Here is a 17,977-nt window from a genome sequence, read left to right on the forward strand (position 1 = left end):
CTGTCACCTACCTGATCGCTGCAACCCACAGCAACGTCACGTCGTGTGACCTATAAACGACTAAACTCAGTGTGGTGGGGGAGGAAACGGCTGTGGAAGGCAGGAGTCTGCCGGTCAGAGTGGTCGGAAACCGGCCATCCGCCGCCCTTCGCGCTTTCCTGATGACGGGGAAGATCTTCGTGGCCCTCGTCTCGACCGCTGTGCTGCTCGTCACGTCGTACGGCTGGAACAAGCTGCGCACGACGAACGACGGGATCGTGAAGACCGAGGTCATCTCGGACGAGCTCACCAAGCAGGGCCCGAAGCCGCTCGACGGCGCGGTCGACATCCTGCTGGTCGGCATGGACAGCCGCACGGACGCGCAGGGCAACCCGCTGTCGGAGGAAGTGCTGGCCATGCTCAACGGCGGCATCGCCGACGGCGAGCAGAACACCGACACGATGATCCTCGTGCACATCCCGGTGGACGGCACGCGCGCGGTCGCGATCTCGTTCCCCCGCGACTCCTACGTCGAGATGGCGGACGGGTTCGGCAAGCACAAGCTCAACTCGGCGTTCGCCCGCCAGCGCAACACGGTCGACCAGGAGCTGCGCGCACAGGGCGTGACGGACGAGGCACGGATCCGCACCGAGTCGATGGCCGCCGGCCGCAAGACGCTGATCAAGACGATCGAGGGCCTGTCCGGTGGCGCGGTGCGCGTCGACCGGTACGCCGAGGTCAACCTCGCCAGCTTCTACGAGGTCACCAAGGCCATCGGCGGCGTCGAGGTGTGCTTGAAGGAGCCCACCTCCGACCGCGACTCCGGCGCGAACTTCAAGGCGGGCCCGCAGACGATCGAGGGTGCGGCCGCGTTGTCGTTCGTGCGGCAGCGCCAGAACCTGCCCGGCGGCGACCTCGACCGGATCGTGCGGCAGCAGGTGTTCATCGGCGCCCTCGCGAAGAAGGTCCTGTCGACCGGCACGCTGACCGACACGAGCAAGCTCAACGGGCTCGTCGAGGCCGTGCAGAAGTCCGTGATCCTCAGCTCCGGCTGGGACATCACCACGTTCGCCGAGCAGATGCAGGGCCTCGTGGGCGGCAACTTCGAGTTCAAGACCATCCCGGTGGGCGAGCCGACGGACACGTACAGCGACGGCAACGTGCTGCCGGTGAACCCGGCGGAGGTCCGCAAGTTCCTCACCAGCCTGGCCTCGGACAAGGGCACGTCGAGCACCCCTCCGACGACGAGCACGAACCTGCCCGCGCCGCCGAACTCCGCGATCACCGTGGCCGTCTACAACGCGGCGGGCGTGCAGGGTCGCGCGGCGCAGGTGATGAACACGTTGGCGGCCAAGGGCTTCCAGCGCGGCCCGGTGGCGTCGGCGTCGCAGAACAGCGACACCACGGTCGTGCGGCACGCGACCGGTGAGGAAGGCTCCGCGCGCAAAGTCGCCGCGGAACTCGGCCCCGGCGTGGCCGTCGAGGAGGACGCGTCCGTCCGAAAGGGACAGATCCAGGTCTTCGTCGGCGGCGACTACCAGGTACAGGACGACTCGGACGTCGACCCCCAGGGCGTGCCCGGCACGTCGACGGCCGCGAGTTCGAGCAGCACCCCGCCGATCACGGCGGGCGGACTGGTCTGCGTGAACTGAAACCCCCGGCGTAACGCTCTTCCGATAGTTACGCTGAGCACGCAAATCCAGTCCACGGAGGGTCAGACGTTGAGCACTGCCGCACGCGCGAAGAAGACCGCACGGGTTCTAGGCCGTGTGGTGGTCGCGCTACTGGCCGTGACGACGCTGGCGTTCTCCGGCTACTTCTGGACCGCGCTGCGGCTGGTGAAGCAGAACACCAACACCACGCAGATCCTCCAGGTGCTGGAGGACATCCCGAACTCGCCGCCGGTCGAGGACGGAGCGATCGACATCCTGCTGGTGGGCAGCGACAGCAGGACGGACGCGCAGGGCCGGCCGCTTCCCGCGGACGTGCTGCGCAAGCTGCGCACCGAGGGCACGGACACGGTGAACACGGACACGATCATCGTGATGCGCGTTCCCCGCAACGGCGGCAAGGCCACCGCCATCTCGATCCCGCGCGACACGTACCTCCCGATCGCCGGCTACCGCGAGGACAAGATCAATTCCGCGTACGGCGCGGTCAAGTTCCTGACCGCCGAGCGGCTGCAGGCCGAGGGCGTGAACGATCAGCAGGAACGCGAGCGCCAGTCGGACGAGGCCGGCCGCAAGGCGCTGGTGCAGGCGGTGCAGGACCTGACGGGAATGCGCGTCGACCACTACGCGGAGATCAACCTCTACGGGTTCTACCTGCTGACCGAGGTGATCGGCGGCGTGCAGGTGTGTCTGAAGGCGGGCACCTCGGACCCGAACTCCGGCGCGAACTTCCGCGCGGGCCCGCAGACGATCTCGGGCGGTGACGCGCTGTCGTTCGTGCGGCAGCGGAACATGCCCGGTGGTGACCTGGGTCGCATCGCGCGGCAGCAGGTGTTCATGTCGCAGGCGATGAAGCAGTTGCTGTCGGCCGGCACGTTCACCGATCCGGGCAAGATGAGCGGGCTGCTCGACGCGGTGTCGAAGTCCGTCGTCGTGGACCAGAAGCTCGACATCGCGACGCTGGCGACGCAGGCGCAGGGCCTCGCGTCGGGCAACGTGGAGTTCGCCACGATCCCGGTGACGAGCATCGACGGCCGCAACGAGCGCGGGCAGAGCATCGTGACGGTCGACCGCGAGGCGGTGAAGGCGTGGGTGGCCCAGCAGATCGGCGAGACCCCGAAGCCCTCGCCGTCGTCGGTGGCGCCGACCTCCGAGACCCCGAGTACCCCGTCGCGGTTCGGCCCTGAAAAGCTGCTCTCGCTGGACGGCGCGCACGCTGTCGCAGCCGCCCGACAGGATGTGCCCTGCGTCGACTAGGAGTGCCGCGTGAGCGTGACCGAGATCCTCTTCACGCCCCTGCTGAAGGCCGATCCGGGTCGTCCGCTGATCACGCACTACGACGACGCGGCGGGCACGCGGATCGAACTCTCGCGGGCCACGGTGAAGAACTGGGCCGCGAAGACGGCGAACTGGCTGCGGGACGAGCACGACGTCGAACCCGGTGACCCGGTGGCGGTGCTGCTGCCCGCGCACTGGCAGACCGTGGGCCTGCTGCTCGGCGCCTGGTGGTGCGGCGCCCGCGTGGTCGGTGCGAGCTTCTCCGATGCGAAGGTGGCCGTGGTGCCGCCCGGTGGCACGGCGGACGCGGACGTCGTGGCCGTGGCCTCGTTGCACCCCATGGGGTTGGGCTCCGGCGCGCCGGTCGACTACGCCGACGACGTGCGCGTGCACGGCGACGACTTCATGCCGTGGGAACCGGTCGCGGGTTCGACGCCCGCGCTGGGCGAGTCCACCGTGGATGAGGTGGTCGCCCAGGCACGCGAACTGGGCGCCGCGCTCGGTTCCGAACCGCGAGTCCTGTCCACTCTGGAGTGGGACTCGCCTTCCGCTGTGCTGGAAGGATTTCTGGCCGTGCTCGCGGCCGGTGGCTCACTCGTGCAGGTGAGCAATCCCGACGCGGGCCTGCTGGCCGCGCGCCGGGAGAGCGAGAAGGTCACGCGGCAGCTGGGTTGAGCACCTTGTTGTTCTTGAACAGCACGCGGTCCAGCGCGTAGGCACCACCGTTGAAGCCGAGCGCGAGAGCGGCGGCGCCGAGCACGATCACCAGTTCCGCACCACCCTCGCCGAGCAGGCCGTTCGGCAGGTGGACGAGGAGCCACGCGCCGAGCATGTTGACGGCGAGCAGGATGCCGGCGATCGGCAGTGCCACACCGGCGATCAGCGCGAGGCCACCGGCGAGTTCGACGGACGCGGCGAACCACGCGGACACCGACGGCAGCGGCACGCCCATCTTGTCGAACGACCCGGCGGTGCCGGCCATGCCGTACTCGGTGAACTTCTGCCAGCCGTGCGCGACGAACACGATGCCGACGGCGATGCGCCCGATGAGTGCGGCGACGTCCTTGACCATGATGTTTGCTCCCCGATCCTGTCGTTCAGCTGTAGGTCGTTCAGCCTCGAACCAAAAGTAGTGCAGGTTTGAACGACCTCATGATTTCGACAGGAAGCCAACAGCGAGTCCTTAGGTTCGCAGGTCGGCGCGGGGGAAAGCAGGGCGGTTCCGTCATTTCCTGAGCTTCAGGCCCGCGCCGTTCGCGTTCATCAGGGTCATGGTGTCGCCGTCGATCTCGAAGGTGACCTCCCCCAGACCGAGGGTGTCGAGGATGGCGCTCTCCACCTTCATCTTGTCCTCCGCGCACATCATCAAGGTCATGGTGAGGCTGCTGCCGAACGTGATCCGCTGACCGTCCACTTCGTACTTGTCGGCGCCGGTGACCTCCGTCGACCCGCCGTTGCAGCCGCCCTGCACGTAGATGTAGCCGTTCTTGAAGGAGATCGTGCCCGTCACGCCTTCCGGCGCGGACGACACGACGTCCTTCGTGATGATGCCGTCGACGGTCCAGGTGACGCCCTCGAGCGGTGCCTGAGGTTCCGGCGCGAGCACGATCTCGGAGTTCGCTCCGGTGAGCACGAGGTTCGGGCCGTCGAGTCTCCAGGACGGCTTTCCGCCGAGCAGCCCGGACAACCACTCGTCCTGCTCGTGCAGGCCCTGGGTGGGGCAGGCCATGTCGGTGGTGCTGAGGTCGGTGACCGTGAGCTTGCCGTCGTCGAGCTTCACCGGGCCCTGCATCTGGTTGCAACCTGCGTTGGCGAGCAGCCTGCCGTCGGCGGTGAACCTCAGCTCCACCTTCGTGCCTTCGACCAGAGGGCGCGGCTTGCCCTGTTCGGTGACGGACGTGGACGTGAACACCTTGCCCTGCACGCCGTTTCCTCCTCCTCCAGCGGATCCGCACGCGGTGGCCAGCAGAACCACGGCGACGAGAAGCCGGGACCCCATGCGCACTACTTCGCGAGTTTCAGGCCCGCGCCGGACGCGTTGGTCAGGCTCAGCGTGGCGCGGTCGATCTCGTGGGTGGCCTCTCCGTTCTCGAACGTCGCGCGGACGGCGTTCTCCACCTCGTCCACGGCACCGCACGACTTCAGGGTGCTCGCCCCCAGCTCGGCCTTGATCACCTGGCCCTCCAGCACGTACGGCGTTTCGCCGCCGTTCAGGTTGCAGCCGGTGTCGACGAGCATGGCGCCGTTCTTGAAGGCGACGGTGACCTTCACGCCCGCGGGCACGGACGAGACGGCGTCCCGGGTGACGAGGCCGTTGACGGTCCAGGTGCCCTCGAGCGTGGCGGGCTGTTCCGGCGCGAGGACGATCTCCGCGTTCGAGCCGGTGACCACGAGGTTCGTGCCGTCGAGCTTCCAGGACGGTGTCGCGCCGAGCAGCTTCGACAACCACTCGTCCTGCTGGTGCAGCTCGGGTTTGGGGCAGCCCATCGCCGTCATGCCGAGATCGGCGACGGAGAGCTTGCCACCGTCGGCGTTCACCGGACCCTGCATCTGGTTGCAGCCCGCGGTGGCTATGAGCCTGTCGTCGTCGGTGAATCTCAGTTCCACCCGCGTGCCCTCGACCATGGCGCGCGGCTGGCCCTTCTCGGTGACGGAGGACGAGACGTACACCTTGCCCCGCAGGTCGGCGCCCTGGCCCGCGGAAGGACTGCCACAGGCCGCGGTGACGGCCAGGAGCAGGACGGCGAGGACGATTCGGTTGCTCATGTGCGTAGGACGGAACGTCGTGGCGTTGAGGTTGCCCGAAGGCCGGGAGCGGGATCTCCGCGCCCGGCCAACGGAGAATTCGATGTCACGGGGACAGCGACTCAGCGAAGTCGTAGAGGCTCTTGATGTCGTTGTCGAAGTACGGCCCGTCCATCTGGCTCGCGTCCGCGTGCCGGTGGCTGACCACGCTGTTGATGTAGCCCAGCCCGTTCTGGTCGTTGTACTCCTGCAGCCACGGACCGCCGGACGATCCGCCGGTCATGTTGCACCAGGCCCGCACCTGCTGGCCGTGGCCGTTCCAGGTCGTGCCCTGGCAGAAGTACTGCAGCTCACCGGTGAACGGCGCACCCGCGGGGTAGCCGAGGATCGTGACGGACACCGAGTAGCCCCAGTTCCAGCGCAACCCGTTGCCACCCACGACGTTGGCGATCGAGCTGCCGCCGAGGGTGTTCATGACGACGATGCCCATGTCCTCGTCGCTGCTGCTGGAGTTGATCCAGGCCGTGCGAGTGGTGAGCGTGTACGCGCTCCACGTACCGAACGGGCGCACACCGTTGCGGTAGCGGGGAACGAACACCCAGTTGGACATCCACTGGCCGCCTGCGCCGCCGTGCACGCAGTGCCCCGCCGTCTGGACCAGCTTCCTCTTGGTGCTGCTCACGGTCGCGCCGGAGCAGACGTAGTTCAGGCCGTTGGCCGGGTTGGTGAAGAACACCTTTCCGACCGTCTGCGCCTCGTTGAGCATCGTCCCGATGCCCTGCGCCTGCTCCGTCTTGACCTTCACCGAGGGTGCGACGCCCTCGATGCTGCCCGCACGACCCGAGGGCTGGCGTGGGGAAGAGGCCTGGACGGTGGCGGGTGCCTGAGCCGGGATCGCCTTGGCCATGCGCTCCGGGGTCCAGTACGCCTCGGCCGCGGCGGCCGACTGGATCTTGTTGTCGGAGGTTCTGGCCTGGCTGGCAGCGCTGCCGTTCGGTGCCGCCTGCGCGGTCGGCACGAAAACGGAAGCAGCCAGCACAAATCCGAACACTAAAGATACGGTTTTTCTCGTTCTCATTCGGAATACCTCACTAAGCGAGGTTGACTTGCGGCTTTGCGAAGGTAGCGACGCCTCTGACCTGCTGTCCAGCCGTTTCTCGAAATTGCTCCACTCGGCCTCACGTCCATTCCACGCCCTTTAGAAAGGGGTCCCTAAGGGCCATTTCCCGCATTAATGCGCCTGATCGGAAAGCGCTATCCACAGAGTCGATCTTGAACCTGGGGGTTGACAGCCGCCGCGCCCCTCGCTCTACTTAACCCAGAGGTTAGATAACCAAGTGGTTAGGTACGAGATGGACCAGCTGAGCTCCACCTTCGCCGCACTGGCGGACCCGACCCGCCGGGCGATCCTCGCGCGGCTCACCGAGGGCCCGGCAACGGTGAAGGAGCTCTCCGAGCCGTTCGACATCAGCGGCCCGGCGATCTCCAAACACCTGCGAGTGCTGGAGAAGGCAGGCCTGATCACCCGCGGCAGGGAGGCCCAATGGCGTCCCTGCCAGCTCGACGCGACACCGCTGAAGGAGGTCGCCGTGTGGGCTGAGAACTACCGCCGCTTCTGGGATGCGAGCTACGCACGCCTGGACGCACTCTTGACCGAGATGAAGGAGATGGACTGATGAGCACCACCACCAAGTTCGGCACGACCGTGACCCTCCCGTCCGACACCGAGATCGCGATGTCCCGCACCTTCGACGCCCCGGCCTCGCTGGTCTGGAAGGCGTTCACCACGCCGGAACTGCTCCGGCGCTGGCTGCTCGGCCCCGACGGCTGGGAGATGCCGATCTGCGAGGTCGACCTGCGCGTGGGCGGCAAGTGGCGCTACGGCTGGGCGCAGCCGGACGGTTCCGGCGCGTTCGAGATGCACGGCGAATACACCGAGGTCACCCCGCACTCGCAGCTCGCGAACACGGAGATCTTCGAGGACAACCCGCCGGCCCGGTCGACGGTGACGTTCGTCGAGGAGAACGGCCGCACGACCATGACCACGACGATGAAGCTGGTGTCGCAGGAAGCCCGGGACGCGGTGCTGGCGTCCGGCATGTCGGACGGCGCCGGGCGTTCCTACGAGCGCCTGGGCGAGGTCCTGGCCACGCTCTGACGTTCTGTTCTGGACCGTCCACTGTGGTCGTTCTCGCTGCGTAATCACCTCTTGTGGCAACGGTTCCCCCGGTCGAGGCACGACTTCGCGGTTACGTTCGAGCGCATGGGACGTTTCCTCGTGGCTCTGGCCGTCGTGCTCGGCTTCGCCGTGCTGTCCACTCCCCTCGCTCATGCTGCTCCGGGCACCCGCTGGGAAATCGCGCCGTGCGCGTCCGGCTCGAAGGCCCTGTGGCTACCGCGCGTCGACAAGTTCGGAACGGATCTGTCCTGCACGACCGAGGAAGCCCGTTCCGCGGCGGTGAAGGCGGCCGTGGACAGCGGCAGCCCGAAGCGGATGGCGAACGTCGCCATCGCGGCCGCGCAGCAACTCTCCGACAAGTCGCTCACCGCCACCTCGCCGTGCGTGCTGGGGGCCAAGGGAGCGATCGGCGAGGCGATCGGCACCTGCGTGGCCGCCTGATCGGGCGATCTTGTCGGTGGTGTCCCGCATGATGCGGCGCAGGACACCACCGGGGGGAGTGCTCGTGATCGTGCAGGGTTCCGGCGACCTTCTGGACGCCGATGTCGACGCGCTGGTGAACGCGGTGAACTGCGTGGGCGTGATGGGCAAGGGGCTGGCGCTGCAGTTCAAGCAGCGCTTCCCCGGCTACTTCGCGGCCTACGCGGCCGCTTGCGCCGCCGGCGAGGTGCGGTTGGGGCGCGTGCACGTGGTGTCTCTGGACCGGTGCTTCATCAGCTTTCCGACCAAGGGGCACTTCCGGTCGCGTTCGAAGCTGCCCGACGTGGCTTCCGGGCTGGACGACCTGGCCCGGGTGATCGGTTCGCTCGGGCTGCGATCGGTGGCGGTGCCGCCGCTCGGGGCCGGGCTGGGAGGGCTCGCGTGGGCCGACGTGGAGCCGTTGATCACGGCGAAGCTCGGGCCGCTGGACGCGACCGTTGTGGTCTACAGCCCGGAGAACGCGGCGCGACTGGGGTTGTGACGCCTGCGCAGCAACTCCGGTTCGCTGCACCCTGATCGGCCTGCTTCGCAGCCCTCTCGCTCACTCCGGGTAGCTTGTTCGCTGTACAGAACCAGCGCCCGCCGAGGAGGTAGCTCGTGACCGACAACGCCCAGCCAGGGCGGGTTGGCTATCGCGAGATCGCGGACGACCTCCGGCGGCAGATCGACTCCGGTGAGCTTCCGCCCGGCAGCAAGGTTCCGGGGGAGAACGACCTCACGAGCCGATACGGCGTTGCGCAACTGACCGCACGCCATGCTCTTGACGTGCTGAAGTCCGAAGGCCTGATCATCGCGAAGCGCGGGTCCGGAACGTTTGTTCGCGAGTTCAAGCCGATCAGGCGCGTGTCGCCGGACCGGTTGCAGGCGAGCACCTCGTGGGGGTCGGGCCAACCGATCTGGACCACGGACGTCGGCACGCGCCCGAGGACGGAGAACGTCGCTGTCGACGTTGAACTCCCGCCCAGTTGGATCGCCGACGTGCTGGACCTGGACGACGGTGCCCACGTGGTCGTCCGACGCCGCACCTACGTGGTCGACGACAAGCCGGTGCAGCTCGCGACGTCCTACTACCCGGAAGCACTGGTCGCGGGATCCGCGATCAGCGAAATCAACACGGGAGAGGGCGGGGCTTACGCCAGGCTCAAGGATCTGGGCCACGAGCCAGTCAGGTTCCGCGAAGAGCTGCGGGTCCGCATGCCGCGCGAAGCCGAGCGCAAGGCTCTCGACCTCACCCGGGACACCCCGATCATCTTGATCGTGCGGACGGCGTACACGGCCGACGACCAGCCTGTGGAGGTCACCGAGATGGTCCTCGACTCAGCGGCGTACGTCCTCGAGTACAAGTTCACGTCGTAGAACTGACATTTGCACTTCTATATAGAACTACGGTTCACTAACGAAGCCAAGTTCTATACAGAGATCGGGCGTCGACATGCCGGGCATCATCGCGCCGTACATCACCGCTTGGAGCGCGGAGCAAGATCTGCCGTGCGCCCTGGTAGAGCGGCTCGACCACAGCATCGGGTACGCCAACGAACTGCTGAGCGACCGCGATCGGCACGGCGTGCTGTGGCGCCAGACAGCGCTGCGCCACAGAATCGGACGGCCCGAATTCGCCAGGGTCCACCCGTTGCGGCAGCGGCGGGCGATGGAACTGTTGCTGTGCCAGGTTTGCGGCGGGCCGGCAGATCGCAACGACGACGGTGTCCTGTGGCTGCAACGCGATCACCGCGACGACTGGCCACAGTGGCCGGACGGAATGGCCTCCGTCGAGCCGCCGACATGTCTGCCGTGCGTGCCAGTCGCAAGGCGCATGTGCCCTGCGCTGCAACGAGGAGCCGTGACGGTCCGCGTGAGGGAATGCCCGATCGCAGGTGTCCGGGGCGTGTTCTACCAGCAAAGCGTGCTGGCGCCCGCAGCGACCAAGGCGGGGAACTTCACTTACGACGATCCTGCGGTACGCAGGGTTCTCGCCTCTGCACTGATCCGCGAACTGCGCGGCTGCGTCGTCGTCCCGCTCGAAGAGTCGAGCGGGACGACGACTCGAAGCCTCAGCCGTTCAGGACGGCGCGGGACATGACCACGCGCTGCACCTGGTTCGTGCCCTCGTAGATCTGCGTGATCTCTCACCAGGGTGTTGCCGAGCTGGCGCTTTGAGCTGGAATCTGGCTTCTACCAGGGCGGACGTGTCTCGACAGTTCTCGGTGGTTCTCGACGCTTTCTAACGTTCGACGGCCTGTGGGCGGCCTGAGATCTGATCAACACACTTCGGGCATCACCCCGACACGAAGCCGATCTCGCGGACAGTGGCGGCGGGTCAAGACACGCTTTCCCGTCTTGACGCGGTGCCGCTGGCCGTGACTGATCATGGCGTGTCGGGGTGGTGCCCTTCGTGCTGCCTCGGGTCCCCTGCTCGGTGGCAAGGCGGCGTAGCCGTCGCGGCAGTCGATCGCCGTGCCCAGCTCGGTTAACTGGCCGCCCGCGCGATCGTCCCGGCTGGCGTCTGCTGGTAGCTCGTGGTTCAGATTCCGCTGTTGGCGGCGCGCTGCCGCGCCACCACGTGGACCGCGCCGCCGTGGCCGGCGGGCGGAGCGAAGCGGGAGCCCGACGTGCCCGGATGGATGCGGGCCACGCTGGTAGGCGACTGGCCCACCGCGCGCCGCCGACGGCGGCGCGTCTTGATCCCATAGAGCCAAGTTCGGCAGCACATGAGTTGGACATCAACTCTCGTACGAGGAACACACGCCAGCGAGCGCACGATACTCACCGGTGATGAGATGAGGCGGAACCTGTCAGCACAGCTCAGCGTTGTCAAACTGTGGCCTCGCCCAAACGCCGCTAGCGCTGCGCGAACCTGCCCGGCATGCTACAAGGGCCAGTAGACACCTAGGAGGGCTACATGGCTGGTGGACCTAACGCACCAGTGGACGAGGTTGTGCTTTCTATCGCCTTCGAGCACAACAGCGGCCTTGTTGGTCCACGCCTAGGATTGAGCCTTTCTGAGCTCCTGGAAGACTACCCAAGGATCGAGCAGCAGGCGACATACGAAATGCCGCTGGAGCTGCCGCCAGGGTCTACCCTAAATCAAGGCGTAGGCATCAGGTTCGAACTCCTACACGGAAATAAAGTACCTCAGCCTCGCTATTGGCTTATTTCCGAGGATGAAACTCACCTAATTCAAGTTCAGCCAAACTATCTCGCCCTAAACTGGCGCAGGAGAAGCGACGAGCAGGACTACCCAGGATACGTGGCGCTACTAAAAGAGTTTGAGCGCGTCTACTCCACGTTGTCCGATAAGCTTGCCAGCCACGACGGCGAGGGCCTTGCACCAGTACGGGCCGAGATCACCTATATCGATGTCCTTCGCCCTAGCGAGCTGTGGCGAGATTTCTCAGACACACACCATGTAATTTCACTGAGGTTCGCGGACGAGACCGAGTACGAGACTCTCAATTTCACGTACACGAAGGCAATGTACTCACCCTCGCATGAGTTTATAGGGCGGGTCCACGTCGGCGCGGAGCCCGCATTGGAGATCAACTCACGCAAGCCGGTACTGAAGATGGCAATTACAGCCCGAAGTGCACAGTTCAATACCTCGTCACGCGAGAGCGTGACCGAGTTCTTTTCTCTTGCGCACACGACTATAATTGATACCTTCACCGCGATGACGACGGCTGAAGCACGGAAGTCTTGGGGGTTGGAATGACTACCATGCTAGCGTCCCTACCGGTTGAGTCTGCCGCAACTGAAACGACCTCAGCGGGCGCGAGTAGACATCTTTACGTGGTTGGCGACACTCGGATAGCACAATCAAGCTCACAGTTCCGATCCGATATCGCCCCCCCGCCCTGGGTTCGAGACATTGGCGAGAAGGTCGTCAGTTGGATTGACCTTGATAGGCAAATTAGCCCTCTCGCATTGAAGCGATCGCTGCGCTTCCTGTGCTCACTTGGCATCTCGACGCCTGCACCGTTTGTCGCGCTCGGTGACGATGGAAGCATCGGGGTCGAATGGGATGCCCGTGGCAATCATCTCCATCTGACCTTTAGCGACGACGGAGACGAGATGTTCTGGATGTCTAGCGATGGCCAGGAGTGGGAAGGCGAGCTGAAGACTGGTAGCCTTCTCGACCAGTTGATTCGGAAGGTATCGGCCCAGTAACGGAGTCCGTGAATGTCGGCATCGTCAAGCATCCCGTCCGAGGTGCCTGACGACTGTGTCGTGTACAGACTCATCAGGGAAGACTGGGTCAAGACAGAGGATGGCGAAGAGCGACCAACCTCTCAGTCGTTCCACAACACCGACGATGGCGCTATGTCGGTATTCTTCGCCGACGAGATGGCAGCCGCAGGCGCCTCAGTGGCGGATCTTATTCAGACTTTCCCACCCTTCAGCCGAGCGGTGACGTTCACCGCTGGCGAGCTACGAGCCCTGGGCCAAACGGTAGAACGCGACAAAATCGAAGAGTTTCCAGGCCACGGCGCAGTGCGACATCCAGACAAAGATCGACGCCCCCAGGGCGTAAGATCAAAGATGTCCCTCAAGGCAGAATGGTTCAAAGAATAGCCTGAACGACATCAACCAGCGCGCGCATATCCGTAAATGTTAGAAGAGCGCCATCCTCGGCGAATTTTTCCGCTTTTCCCGGCTTGTTGGCATAGCCAATGACCGGCGCACCAGCAGCACGCGCAGCATGAATGTCTGACAGTGAGTCGCCAACGAACAAGCACCTCGAAGGAGAAATTCCGAGGGCATCCGATGCATTGAGCACAAGAAATGGGCTCGGCTTCAACATCGATAGGTCAGCCCCCGAGCGGGCAGATACACACTGAACGTGAATCGCCAGTTTGTGAAGATGCAGGTAGGTCGTGACTGCGACGTCGCTGTTGTTACTAACAACCGCAAGCTTGCGACTGGGGTGCCATGCCGCGATGAGGTCGTGTGCGCCAGGAGTGGGATGAGCGGTCGCTACTGCTTCGACCTCATGGGCCCGCATCGCAGCTTCGACGTACTGAGCCTCCTTACGGCCAAGAGCGGCGGCATAGCGCAGAACATCGAACGGATCTTCGGCCTTCTCGATCTCGGCGGGCAGCTCGTCGTGTCCGCCGTCGGCGAGAACGCCGCGCAGCTGGTGCGCAACGAGGTGAGCTGGGAAGCCGGCGAAGACACTGCACACTGGGCCGTCGAAGTCCAAGAGCAGGGCTTCAGCATTGGCCAAGATGCTGCGCAGCAGCTCGGGGTCGTCGACTGGGGCCTGCTCAGCGGTCACCGCTTGTACTCCGTGCTGATCGTGTTCCACATGCTGTCGAACCACGTACGCGCCTGGTCGACGTACTGACTGCCGGTGCTGGTGTCGTCGTCCGTGCTGGAGTGCTGGAAGAGGATGGCGTCCTTGCCCATCAGGTCGTAGATCGCCTGAGGCTCCCCGCCAAGCGAAAGCACGTGCTCGCGGACCGGGTAGAAGCCGAAGAACGCTTCCTCGTTGTTGATCAGGTACAGCTTGAACAGCGGTGCGGCCGGATGCACCCGCACTTCCGCGGTTGCATCCTTGACGAGTCCAAGCGCGCCCAACTCGGTGACGTTGTCGACGATCGCGAGCGTGTGACGGCGCATGATTTCCTCGGCGCGCTTGCGGAATGCCGGGCTGTCAGCACGGGTGTCCACCGTGGACGGGACAGACCACGGCACGCGCGGGTCCGGAACGAGGATGCGCACGTGGATCGACTCGGGGGTAAGTCGGCCGATACGGATCTTGTCCAGCGGCTCCTGCATGATGCCGTGCAGCGTCTCGCCAGAGAAGCCGGCGAAGTCGATCGTCACGCGCTCGGCGTTGAACGCACGCTCAATGTGCGGACGAAGTCCGACCGGACGTTCGGTGCGCTCGCGGACGAACACACCGCTGCCCTGTCGGGAGACGATCAGACCCTCGTCGCGCAGTTCGCGTAGAGCGTTCTGGACGGTCATCGGCGCGACTTCGTACTTCTTCGCCAGCTCGGCGCGCGAAGGCAGCTTGTCGCCCGCCTTGAAGACCTTGGTCAGGATGGCAGCGCGAAGGGCGTTCGCCACCTGCACGTATGGCGGTCGCGGGTCGTCCGGGTCCAGTGCCATGACGGTTCGATGCTCCTCGTATGCGGCAAAGTTACTCGTGTCGGAAACAAGGGTGACAGCAGCGCCAGCATCCTGTCTAGCCCGCCTAGCGAGCTAGCTCACCAGCGCAAACACCAACTTGCTTGACTTGGCTAGACAGGCTAGCTACCTTGTTGCTTGTCTAACCCGGACAGCCGGGCTAGCAGAGTGACGGAGGCAGACATGGCGGTTCCCTACGGCACGCGCTTCGACGCAGCGTTTGACCAGGTCTTTCCGATGGGTGCGCTGATGGTCGGTGAGGTCGCACCGGACATGGAGTACATGAGCCAGGAGGACAAGGCGCGCGGTCGACAGGCCAAGCAGAAGGTCGACGAGCGGTCCGGCAAGCGTCAGTGGAAGGTCGTCGTCACCGACCCCTCAGCCGAGAAGGAGCGGGACGCGTCGGTCACGGTGACGCTGCTCGCCGACGTCCAGCCCGTTCCGCCGCAGGCCGTACAGGTCATGCCCGGCGTGGAGGTGCGACCGATCGCGTTGGAAGGGCTGACGGTCGAGCCGCGCGTCATGGGCGACCGGTTCAAGTACCAGGGCTTCACGATCCGCGCGACGGGCATCGCCGCACCTCAGGCGGGCGCGGCTCCCAAGCGGGAGAGCAAGCCTGCTGGTCAGCAGGGCCAGGGCGATCAGAAGACGGCGGCCTAACCGTGGCGCGGCCGTCCCGTGAGGCGGTCGCCCAGTGGAACACCGCGTACGCGGAGCAGACAGCGGCCCTGTTCGAGGCGTCCAGCACGGGCGACAAGAACGCGCTGATCCGTCTTGCTCTTGGCTACTCGGCCGTGGCACAGGCGTGGCGGATCTTGGCCGCTGATCTGGCGGTGCCGCTGTGGGCTCGTCACGCCTGCTCCATCGCTGCCGAGGAGTTCGAACGCCGTGCGCGACTTGAACAGTCCCGTTCTGGGGAGGAGTCGTGATGTTGAAGCTCATGGTCTCGCCTGGGCCTGGGGCATCGGCGGACATCGTGGCGTGGCCTGACACGGCCGCTGCGGATCACTGCCTGCGGCTGAACCTTGACGCGGCGCAGATCGCTATCCACGTGCCGGACGGGCCTGACGGTCGGGAGCGACTGGCGGCGTTCCTGCGGACGCTGTCGCAGCATGCCGGCCTGTTGGCTGCGGTGCTCGAACCGGCCAAGGGCGCTGGCTGGGTCGGATGCATGCCGGAACAGATGTAGAAGGAGCGTCGCTGGCCGCGTGAGGCGGTGGTGCCGGTGAGGTCTCGCCCGCTGGCTCGGTTGATGTACGCGATGAACCTGACGGCCAAGCATCCGGTGACCGGGCGGGTTCGGATGGAGTACCGAGACTGCTCGCGCTGCATGGGTGCCGGGTGGTTCCGCAAGACGGAGAAACGGCCGCTCTGCTCCTGGTGCAGGGCGCTCGCGAAGAAGCTCAGAGAGCACTGATCGACAACTGAACAACAAGTTGGTGTGTCGCAAGGGAAACGGTCCAAGTCTTGGCGGGCCTCGACCGTTTCCCAGCGACCTACACCGACTCGAACAACCATGCTTTCTTTGTGGCACAAGGAGATTCGAGTCATGCAGAGCGTATCGCCACACGTATGTGGTGCGTCAAGTCGGGACGGTCGTCCGTCTGAGTGGAAGCTGCGGAACGGTCGTCAGTGCCAGTTCTGCCACCGGTTCGGCGTGTTCGCTCCCGGACAGGTCAAGTGCTGCCGCTGCCTCGGGTGGCTTCCGCTGATCTTCGTCGTTCTCGTCGTGGACGGCGGTGACGCGCGATGAACGCGGCAGAGAAGCACGCGCACTTCGTCGCGATGATCGAGGGAAAGCAGGACGTCGGCCGGTACCGCGTGGTCCTCAACAACGGGCACGTGGAAGGCATGTTGCTGACCCTCGCTCAGGCTGAGGGCTTCGAGTGTCTGACGTGCAAAGTGTTGTGCGGCAGGGGAAACGACGCGTTTCGTCCTGTTGGTCACGCGGAACCGCTTGGCTTCGATGCTCCGGGCGTCGGTCTGGTGTTCCGGTGCGTGGCCTGCCTCGACGGCGTTCGGGGCGGTGAGGCGCGATGAAGGGGCACAGGTGGGTTGATCCGGCCCCGTTCGAGGGCTACCGGCCGCGCGTCCCGTGGTGGGCCTACCTGCCGTGGTGGCTGAAGCTCGTCATGCTGCCGTTCGCGCTCGCGTGGCTGACGGTGCGGCTGGTTGTGCGGCTCGGGCTCGTCGCGGTCCGCTACCCCGTCTCGATCATCGGCCTGTTGACTGGGCACCTGTTCTACGTCCACTTCGACTGGTGGGGCCTGGCCTTCCTCGTCCTGGTGCTCGTCGGCGCACTGACGATCTGGGCGGGCCTGCACCGTGCCTCGTTCCTGTGGCACTGCTGGTACCGGCTGCTGACCGAGTGGCGGCGGCTCACGGTCTACGTTCCGCAATGGCGCACCGTGATGCGGCTGGCTGAACTGACCAAGGACAGCCGGGGACGGGAGTACCGGCCGAAGCTGCGGCGCGTTCGCTCTGAGGGCTGGCGGGACAAGGTCCGGGTTTGGATGATCCCGGCCCAGTCGCCGGGGCAGTGGGAGGCGCGTCGGGACAACCTGGCGCACTCGTTCAACGCCCGGTCCTGCCGGGTCCGTGTGCTCAAGCCTCGGGTCCTCGAACTGGACTTCATCCACTCGGACCCGCTGGCGCGGCCAGTGTCGGCACCTGCGCTGACAGACGACGTGACTGCGGTCGATCTCAAGCGCGTCGTCGTTGGCCGCACTGAGACTGGCCGGCCGTGGCGGCTGCGTCTGCTCGGGTCTCAGGTCCTCGTGGTCGGCGTACCCGGTGCGGGCAAGGGCTCGGTCCTGTGGTCGATCGTGTGGCAGCTCGCCCCCGCGATCAAAGCCGGGCTCGTGCGGCTCGTCGGCATCGATCCCAAGGGCGGCATGGAACTTGGCCAGTGCCCGGACGCCTTCGACAAGGTCGTCTACGACAACGGCCCGGACGCGGTCGCACTGTTGGAAGAGATCGCCAAGGAGGTCAAGGAGCGCGCGACTCGTTACCGGGGCATTCGGCGGCTGTGGGCCAGGTCCACGGGTGAGCCGTTCACGGTGCTGATCGTGGACGAGCTGGCGGACCTGATCGCCTACCAGTCGGACAAGAACCTCCGCGAACGAGCTGCGCGGGCTATCCAGACGATCACCTCGCAGGGACGTGCACCCGGCTATGCCGTCGTGGGCCTGGTCCAGGACCCGCGCAAGGAGGTCGTGAGCTTCCGCCACCTGTTCACCACCCGCGTTGCGCTGCGCCTCGACGAGCCGCAACAGGTCGACATGGTCCTTGGTGACGGCGTGAGGCAACGCGGCGCGGCTGCTCACGAGATCAGCGAGAACACGCCCGGTGTCGCCTGGCTCAAGGAGGACGGCCGCAGGGAGCCGGAGCGGGCTCGGGCCTTTCACGTCACTGACGCGGACCTCGTCGAGCTCGGCGTCTTCCTCGCCCCTGCCACGGTCCACGAGCTCAAGACCAACCACGACGGGAGGGCTGCGGCATGACGACGGACGTTCCC

The 17,977-nt window shown here is 65.7% G+C and carries 23 protein-coding genes; 17 read left to right on the forward strand and 6 right to left on the reverse strand.

Features of this window, described 5'->3' with window-relative positions:
- The first annotated feature begins 161 nt into the window (after nt 1-161).
- The 3 genes from SK571_RS20930 (at nt 162) to SK571_RS20940 (ending at nt 3,602) form a co-directional block, all read left to right on the forward strand.
- Nucleotides 162-1,631 (forward strand): LCP family protein, encoded by a 1,470-nt coding sequence (locus tag SK571_RS20930; RefSeq protein ID WP_319985781.1) that lies wholly within the window; start codon nt 162-164, stop codon nt 1,629-1,631.
- A 69-nt stretch (nt 1,632-1,700) separates the two neighbouring features.
- A complete protein-coding gene (locus tag SK571_RS20935; RefSeq protein WP_319985782.1) occupies nt 1,701-2,906 on the forward strand; it encodes an LCP family protein in 1,206 nt (401 codons plus the stop codon).
- 9 nt (nt 2,907-2,915) lie between these two features.
- Nucleotides 2,916-3,602, forward strand: a complete 687-nt coding sequence (locus SK571_RS20940) for a TIGR03089 family protein (RefSeq protein WP_319985783.1) — start codon at nt 2,916-2,918, stop codon at nt 3,600-3,602.
- Here SK571_RS20940 and SK571_RS20945 read toward each other — a convergent pair.
- From SK571_RS20945 to SK571_RS20960, 4 genes are all read right to left on the reverse strand, one after another.
- Nucleotides 3,583-3,999 carry a DoxX family protein gene (locus tag SK571_RS20945; protein WP_319985784.1) on the reverse strand — a complete coding sequence of 139 codons (417 nt, stop codon included), beginning with the start codon at nt 3,997-3,999 and terminating at the stop codon, nt 3,583-3,585. The genes SK571_RS20940 and SK571_RS20945 overlap by 20 nt on opposite strands.
- 153 nt (nt 4,000-4,152) lie before the next feature.
- Nucleotides 4,153-4,926 (reverse strand): META domain-containing protein, encoded by a 774-nt coding sequence (locus tag SK571_RS20950; RefSeq protein ID WP_319985785.1) that lies wholly within the window; start codon nt 4,924-4,926, stop codon nt 4,153-4,155.
- Nucleotides 4,927-4,931: 5 nt separating this feature from the next.
- Nucleotides 4,932-5,693 carry an META domain-containing protein gene (locus SK571_RS20955; protein WP_319985786.1) on the reverse strand — a complete coding sequence of 254 codons (762 nt, stop codon included), beginning with the start codon at nt 5,691-5,693 and terminating at the stop codon, nt 4,932-4,934.
- 85 nt (nt 5,694-5,778) lie between these two features.
- On the reverse strand, nt 5,779-6,711 hold the full coding sequence (locus tag SK571_RS20960) for a trypsin-like serine peptidase (RefSeq protein ID WP_319985787.1): 933 nt from the start codon (nt 6,709-6,711) through the stop codon (nt 5,779-5,781).
- 313 nt (nt 6,712-7,024) lie between these two features.
- On the opposite strand from SK571_RS20960, the gene SK571_RS20965 reads away from it, so the two are divergent.
- The 9 genes from SK571_RS20965 to SK571_RS21005 all read left to right on the forward strand — a co-directional run bounded on the left by SK571_RS20965 (nt 7,025) and on the right by SK571_RS21005 (nt 12,900).
- Complete coding sequence (locus tag SK571_RS20965; protein WP_319986029.1) at nt 7,025-7,348, forward strand: ArsR/SmtB family transcription factor; 324 nt, start codon at nt 7,025-7,027, stop codon at nt 7,346-7,348.
- Nucleotides 7,348-7,830, forward strand: a complete 483-nt coding sequence (locus tag SK571_RS20970) for an SRPBCC family protein (RefSeq protein WP_319985788.1) — start codon at nt 7,348-7,350, stop codon at nt 7,828-7,830. Before SK571_RS20965 ends, SK571_RS20970 begins: the two co-directional genes overlap by 1 nt.
- Before the next feature lie 105 nt (nt 7,831-7,935).
- A complete protein-coding gene (locus SK571_RS20975) occupies nt 7,936-8,292 on the forward strand; it encodes a hypothetical protein (protein WP_319985789.1) in 357 nt (118 codons plus the stop codon).
- A gap of 28 nt (nt 8,293-8,320) precedes the next feature.
- Nucleotides 8,321-8,812 (forward strand): macro domain-containing protein, encoded by a 492-nt coding sequence (locus SK571_RS20980; RefSeq protein ID WP_319985790.1) that lies wholly within the window; start codon nt 8,321-8,323, stop codon nt 8,810-8,812.
- A 116-nt stretch (nt 8,813-8,928) separates the two neighbouring features.
- The gene (locus SK571_RS20985; RefSeq protein ID WP_319985791.1) at nt 8,929-9,687 is read left to right on the forward strand and encodes a GntR family transcriptional regulator; all 759 of its coding nucleotides are present in this window, start codon (nt 8,929-8,931) and stop codon (nt 9,685-9,687) included.
- A gap of 76 nt (nt 9,688-9,763) precedes the next feature.
- Nucleotides 9,764-10,411, forward strand: coding sequence for a hypothetical protein (locus tag SK571_RS20990; RefSeq protein ID WP_319985792.1), 648 nt, complete (start codon nt 9,764-9,766; stop codon nt 10,409-10,411).
- 843 nt (nt 10,412-11,254) lie between these two features.
- A complete protein-coding gene (locus tag SK571_RS20995) occupies nt 11,255-12,040 on the forward strand; it encodes a TIGR04255 family protein (RefSeq protein ID WP_319985793.1) in 786 nt (261 codons plus the stop codon).
- A gap of 212 nt (nt 12,041-12,252) precedes the next feature.
- Nucleotides 12,253-12,495, forward strand: a complete 243-nt coding sequence (locus tag SK571_RS21000; protein WP_319985794.1) for a hypothetical protein — start codon at nt 12,253-12,255, stop codon at nt 12,493-12,495.
- Between the two features lie 60 nt (nt 12,496-12,555).
- Nucleotides 12,556-12,900, forward strand: coding sequence for a hypothetical protein (locus SK571_RS21005; protein WP_319985795.1), 345 nt, complete (start codon nt 12,556-12,558; stop codon nt 12,898-12,900).
- Here SK571_RS21005 and SK571_RS21010 read toward each other — a convergent pair.
- Both SK571_RS21010 and SK571_RS21015 read right to left on the reverse strand, forming a co-directional pair.
- Nucleotides 12,890-13,603 (reverse strand): HAD family hydrolase, encoded by a 714-nt coding sequence (locus SK571_RS21010; RefSeq protein ID WP_319985796.1) that lies wholly within the window; start codon nt 13,601-13,603, stop codon nt 12,890-12,892. The genes SK571_RS21005 and SK571_RS21010 overlap by 11 nt on opposite strands.
- Nucleotides 13,600-14,442 (reverse strand): GntR family transcriptional regulator, encoded by an 843-nt coding sequence (locus SK571_RS21015; protein ID WP_319985797.1) that lies wholly within the window; start codon nt 14,440-14,442, stop codon nt 13,600-13,602. Before SK571_RS21015 ends, SK571_RS21010 begins: the two co-directional genes overlap by 4 nt.
- 201 nt (nt 14,443-14,643) lie before the next feature.
- Between SK571_RS21015 and SK571_RS21020 the strand changes: the two genes are divergently transcribed.
- From SK571_RS21020 to SK571_RS21040, 5 genes are all read left to right on the forward strand, one after another.
- Nucleotides 14,644-15,120, forward strand: coding sequence for a hypothetical protein (locus tag SK571_RS21020; RefSeq protein WP_319985798.1), 477 nt, complete (start codon nt 14,644-14,646; stop codon nt 15,118-15,120).
- Nucleotides 15,121-15,122: 2 nt separating this feature from the next.
- Entirely contained in the window at nt 15,123-15,389 is a 267-nt protein-coding gene (locus SK571_RS21025; RefSeq protein WP_319985799.1) for a hypothetical protein, read from the forward strand.
- On the forward strand, nt 15,389-15,649 hold the full coding sequence (locus SK571_RS21030) for a hypothetical protein (RefSeq protein ID WP_319985800.1): 261 nt from the start codon (nt 15,389-15,391) through the stop codon (nt 15,647-15,649). The genes SK571_RS21025 and SK571_RS21030 overlap by 1 nt, the downstream gene beginning before the upstream one ends.
- Before the next feature lie 560 nt (nt 15,650-16,209).
- Entirely contained in the window at nt 16,210-16,500 is a 291-nt protein-coding gene (locus SK571_RS21035; protein WP_319985801.1) for a hypothetical protein, read from the forward strand.
- On the forward strand, nt 16,497-17,963 hold the full coding sequence (locus SK571_RS21040) for an FtsK/SpoIIIE domain-containing protein (protein ID WP_319985802.1): 1,467 nt from the start codon (nt 16,497-16,499) through the stop codon (nt 17,961-17,963). Before SK571_RS21035 ends, SK571_RS21040 begins: the two co-directional genes overlap by 4 nt.
- The last annotated feature ends 14 nt before the right edge of the window (nt 17,964-17,977 follow it).

Origin of the sequence: Lentzea kristufekii (assembly GCF_033949925.1) — a bacterium.
GTDB classification, from domain to species: Bacteria; Actinomycetota; Actinomycetes; order Mycobacteriales; family Pseudonocardiaceae; genus Lentzea; species Lentzea kristufekii.

Excerpts from the sequence above, each read along its gene's own strand:
- SK571_RS20970 (WP_319985788.1), top strand. The coding sequence starts at position 7,348 with ATGAGCACCACCACCAAGTTCGGCACGACCGTGACCCTCCCGTCCGAC.
- SK571_RS20955 (WP_319985786.1), bottom strand. The coding sequence starts at position 5,693 with ATGAGCAACCGAATCGTCCTCGCCGTCCTGCTCCTGGCCGTCACCGCG.
- SK571_RS20950 (WP_319985785.1), bottom strand. The coding sequence starts at position 4,926 with ATGGGGTCCCGGCTTCTCGTCGCCGTGGTTCTGCTGGCCACCGCGTGC.
- SK571_RS21035 (WP_319985801.1), top strand. The coding sequence starts at position 16,210 with ATGAACGCGGCAGAGAAGCACGCGCACTTCGTCGCGATGATCGAGGGA.
- SK571_RS20965 (WP_319986029.1), top strand. The coding sequence starts at position 7,025 with ATGGACCAGCTGAGCTCCACCTTCGCCGCACTGGCGGACCCGACCCGC.
- SK571_RS21020 (WP_319985798.1), top strand. The coding sequence starts at position 14,644 with ATGGCGGTTCCCTACGGCACGCGCTTCGACGCAGCGTTTGACCAGGTC.
- SK571_RS20930 (WP_319985781.1), top strand. The coding sequence starts at position 162 with ATGACGGGGAAGATCTTCGTGGCCCTCGTCTCGACCGCTGTGCTGCTC.
- SK571_RS21030 (WP_319985800.1), top strand. The coding sequence starts at position 15,389 with ATGTTGAAGCTCATGGTCTCGCCTGGGCCTGGGGCATCGGCGGACATC.
- SK571_RS20990 (WP_319985792.1), top strand. The coding sequence starts at position 9,764 with ATGCCGGGCATCATCGCGCCGTACATCACCGCTTGGAGCGCGGAGCAA.
- SK571_RS21040 (WP_319985802.1), top strand. The coding sequence starts at position 16,497 with ATGAAGGGGCACAGGTGGGTTGATCCGGCCCCGTTCGAGGGCTACCGG.
- SK571_RS20980 (WP_319985790.1), top strand. The coding sequence starts at position 8,321 with ATGATGCGGCGCAGGACACCACCGGGGGGAGTGCTCGTGATCGTGCAG.
- SK571_RS20945 (WP_319985784.1), bottom strand. The coding sequence starts at position 3,999 with ATGGTCAAGGACGTCGCCGCACTCATCGGGCGCATCGCCGTCGGCATC.
- SK571_RS20975 (WP_319985789.1), top strand. The coding sequence starts at position 7,936 with ATGGGACGTTTCCTCGTGGCTCTGGCCGTCGTGCTCGGCTTCGCCGTG.
- SK571_RS21015 (WP_319985797.1), bottom strand. The coding sequence starts at position 14,442 with ATGGCACTGGACCCGGACGACCCGCGACCGCCATACGTGCAGGTGGCG.